We start from the raw sequence: 3,569 nt of genomic DNA, 5'->3' as shown, positions 1-3,569 counted from the left end.
GCCCCCACCCCCACGAACATCTCCACAAAGTCCGAACCGCTAATGCTGAAAAAGGGCACCCCGGCCTCTCCGGCTATGGCCTTGGCCAGCAGAGTCTTTCCCGTACCCGGGGGCCCCATGAGAAGCACGCCCTTGGGCATTCTACCCCCCAGGCGAATAAACTTCTGGGGATCCCTCAAAAACTCCACGATCTCCCACAATTCCTCCTTGACCTCCTCGATGTCCCCCACGTCCTTGAAACGCACCTCCACCTCTTCCGGCCGAATAAAGCGGGCCCGGGCCCGAACGAAGGAAAAGAACTGGGAGGGCACCGAGGCCGGCTTGAGATTGAGGACCAGACTCAGGAGGATAAAGACCGCCACCCCTCCCAGAAAGACCCAGGCCCAGGAAGGGATCAGCCCCGGATTTTCCACATAGATCTTGACCAGGTATCTCCTGAGGAAGGGGATCAGCTCCGAATCCTGAGGGACATAAACCCGGTAACGCTGCCCCCCGGAGGTTATGGCCTCAAGCCGGTGACCCTTGAGATAGACCTCGGTAATGTGTCCGGCCCGGACCTCGTCGAGAAAGGTGTTATAGCTGAGTTCCGGCCGCCCGGAAGGAAAAAAGAAAAAGATGGCCAGGAAGAACAGGACAACCAGACTGGCTATGCATAAACTCTGCCAAATTCCTTTCAGCTTTTACTCCTCAATATTTTTTATATTTTATACCCTCTTTCCAACTTCAGGCAAAGGGCCTCCTCCTGCGGGGAGGGCCTCCAGTCGGGATGGACGTAGTATTCGGGAATGGCGATGATCTTCCCGTCCTTTTCCACCAGGGGCCAGAGATCCCTCTCCCAGACCGTAAGACCCTTTTCCCGGAGCAATTTCTTGATCTTTTTGTGCCCCAGCCCCGGAATCAGGACCCGATCTCCGGGGCGACGGCTGCGTACGATAAAGGGGAAGTCCTTCTTGAGACGGAGCCCTTCCGGGCAGGTAGGGGATGATTCCACCCGGAGGTACCATCCTCCGGGCAGGGGATATCTTCCCGGGCCCTGGACCTTAAGCACAAAAGGACTGATAGCGGGCTGGGGCCCGGAAAGGATCCTTATCCTCCCCGGGGCCCTCAGGGCCATGAAACCTCCGGGCAGAGGAACCGGGCCCCGGGCCCGGCCTCTAAAGAGCTGCTCCAGAGCCTGAAGATGCCCCTGCCGGATCCGGAGAAGGGGGACCCCCGCCTCCTTCAGGGCTATCCAGTAGATACGACGACGCAGGGCCTCCGGAAGCTCTCTCAATACCGGGACGGACAGTTCCCCCGTCTCCAGGAGGGCCCGGTCATAGGCCCTGCGAGCCAGGTCCCCGATCAGTTCCTCTTCTTCCGCCAGGATGAGGGCGGTGCGTTTCAGATTCTCCCGCACCCGGGGATGAAAATGCCGCTCAAGAAAGGGTAAAAGCAGGTGTCGCACCCGGTTGCGCCAGAATCGAGGGTCCTGGTTGCTTTCGTCTTCCACCCATCGTAGCCCTCTCTGCCGGGCAAAGGCCTCTATCTCCGCCCGGGTCACCAGAAGAAGGGGACGCACCACCACCTCTTCCCTCTTCACCGGAATACCGGCCAGCCCCCGACGTCCGGCCCCGCGAATGAACTTGAGTAATACTTCCTCGGCCAGATCGTCGGCATGGTGAGCCAGGGCCACCTTCTGAAGGTCCAGCCTGCGCCTTAGAGATTCAAAAAAACGATAACGCAATTCCCTCCCGGCCATCTCCAGACTGATCTTCTCCCGGCGAGCGTACTCCCGCACCAGACCCACCCCGTAAATAAAAGGCAACCCCCTTCGCCGGGCCTCCTGCCGCACCCACAGGGCCTCTTCCAGAGAACTCTTTCTCAAACGGTGATCGTAATGGGCTACCCACAGGGAAAGCCCGTATTCGCGCTGCAAGAGATGGAGGACCTCCAGCAAGACCATGGAGTCCACCCCTCCGGAGACCGCCACCAGCACCCGGTCTCCGGGACGGAAAAGGGCGTACCTTTCGATGGTCTGCCGAACCTTTCTAAGTAGCGAGGATCTCAAGAAGTTGTTTGGCCTCTCCGCTATGTCTTCGGTAAGCCTCCTTGGCCAGGGCCAGAAGCTTCCCGCTTACCTCCTTCCATCGAGGAAGTCCCTTGAGATCCACAAAACGACCCTGAGGGGAAGGGACCCTGGCGAAACGTAATTGTTCCTCAAGCCCCTCCCGGGAACCGCCTTCTATGGATACCGCCATCTCCGAAGGGGTACCGCCCTCCAGGGAGGAAAAGAAGGCGAAGATGCTCCCCAGGTCGTACTCCCGATGGAATTCCTCGATGTCCTCGTTGATTCTCCTGGCCCAGTGTTCCAGGAAGCTTAGCTTTCTCTGGTAAAGGGGAAGTTTCTCCCAGAGCCTTTTATAGGTGTCCTCAAAGAGGCGCAGAAATTTACCTTTGGAGGTGAAACCCCGGGAACGCAACTTCCGAAACAGACGCTTTCGAATGGTGGGAGAGGAAAGGATATACTCGTCATAGTAGGGCTTGAGATGGAGCCCGGTAATCTCTTCGAAACGCTCCAGAAGATCCGGATCCTTGAGAAGGACCATGAGACGCAGGAGTTCGCGAAGGATCTTTTCCTCTTCCCGTTCAAAGTTTTTTAGGGCCTCCTGATATTCCTCGATCTCCTCCTCTATCACCTTGCGGTGGGTAAAATAACGTTCCGCGATCTCCCGCTTTACCTCCAGGGAGAGGCTTTCGGCCAGATCCTCAAAACCGTTGTTCATGACTCCACCTTGACTCCGGGGATTCGAACCTCGAAGATGGTTCCCCCCTCCGGGCCGGAAAAATATTTAAGCTCACCCTTTAGATTTTCCACTATCCTATAGACCACCGCAAGTCCGAGACCCGTTCCCCGGGCTTTGGTGGTAAAGAAGGGATCGAAGAGGCGGGAACGGACCTCTTCGGGAATACCCGGTCCGGAGTCCTCCACCCGAAAAACAAAAAAGTGGTCCTCGAAAAAGCCCTTCACCTTCACCCGGGGAGAAGGACTTTCCAGGGCCGCCTCCACCGCATTGCGCAAAAGGTTCTCCCAGATCTGGCGCCATTGTTCCCGGTTGGCCCGCACCCTTCCGGGGGGAAGATCCTGCTCCAGACGAATTCGGGAAAAGAAAGCCGGATCCGCCCTAAGGATCTCCTCCATGAGCTCGCGGGGGGCGAAGATCTCGGTCTCGCCCCGCTCCGGTCGGGCGAAAAAGAGGAAGTTGGTCACCAGCCGGTTCAAACGCTCGCTTTCCCGGGATATAACCTCCAGAATCGGGGCCAGATCCGGCGGATTTCCCAGGCGTTCCCTCAAAAACTCGATCCCCCCGCTTATAGTGGCCAGAGGATTCTTGATCTCGTGGATAAGACCCGCAGCCATACTGCCCAGGGAAGCCAGTCGCTGGGCCTCCTGCAGCTTTTCCTCCTTTTCCCGGACCTCGGTAATGTCCTGAAAAAGGAATCCCCAGCCCAGGATCTCCCTGTTCCTGCGGATGGGAAAAAGGGAATATCCCAGGATGGTCCCTCCCAGACGCATCTCGCCCCGGGAGGAG

General features: G+C 57.9%; 4 protein-coding genes and 1 pseudogene. All 5 read right to left on the bottom strand.

The features are described 5' to 3' along the window. A partial coding sequence (locus tag F8J34_RS06085; protein WP_297057191.1) for an AAA family ATPase occupies nucleotides 1-413 on the bottom strand: 413 nt, incomplete at its 3' end. Between the two features lie 51 nt (nucleotides 414-464). Continuing rightward, a pseudogene (locus tag F8J34_RS09800) lies at nucleotides 465-617 on the bottom strand (ATP-dependent metallopeptidase FtsH/Yme1/Tma family protein); the annotation flags it as partial. 80 nt (nucleotides 618-697) lie between these two features. Further along, entirely contained in the window at nucleotides 698-2,047 is a 1,350-nt protein-coding gene (tilS, locus tag F8J34_RS06080) for a tRNA lysidine(34) synthetase TilS (RefSeq protein WP_297057189.1), read from the bottom strand. Continuing rightward, nucleotides 2,028-2,762 (bottom strand): hypothetical protein, encoded by a 735-nt coding sequence (locus F8J34_RS06075; RefSeq protein WP_297057188.1) that lies wholly within the window; start codon nucleotides 2,760-2,762, stop codon nucleotides 2,028-2,030. The genes tilS and F8J34_RS06075 overlap by 20 nt, the downstream gene beginning before the upstream one ends. Then, the coding region (locus F8J34_RS06070) for an ATP-binding protein (RefSeq protein WP_297057186.1) at nucleotides 2,759-3,569 on the bottom strand (811 nt) is incomplete at its 5' end. The genes F8J34_RS06070 and F8J34_RS06075, both read right to left, overlap by 4 nt.

It is taken from the genome of Thermosulfurimonas sp., assembly GCF_015491435.1.
Taxonomy (GTDB): Bacteria; Desulfobacterota; Thermodesulfobacteria; order Thermodesulfobacteriales; family Thermodesulfobacteriaceae; genus Thermosulfurimonas_A.
The sequence above is the reverse complement of the archived record's forward strand: the minus strand, read 5'-3'. Positions and strand labels throughout refer to the sequence as shown.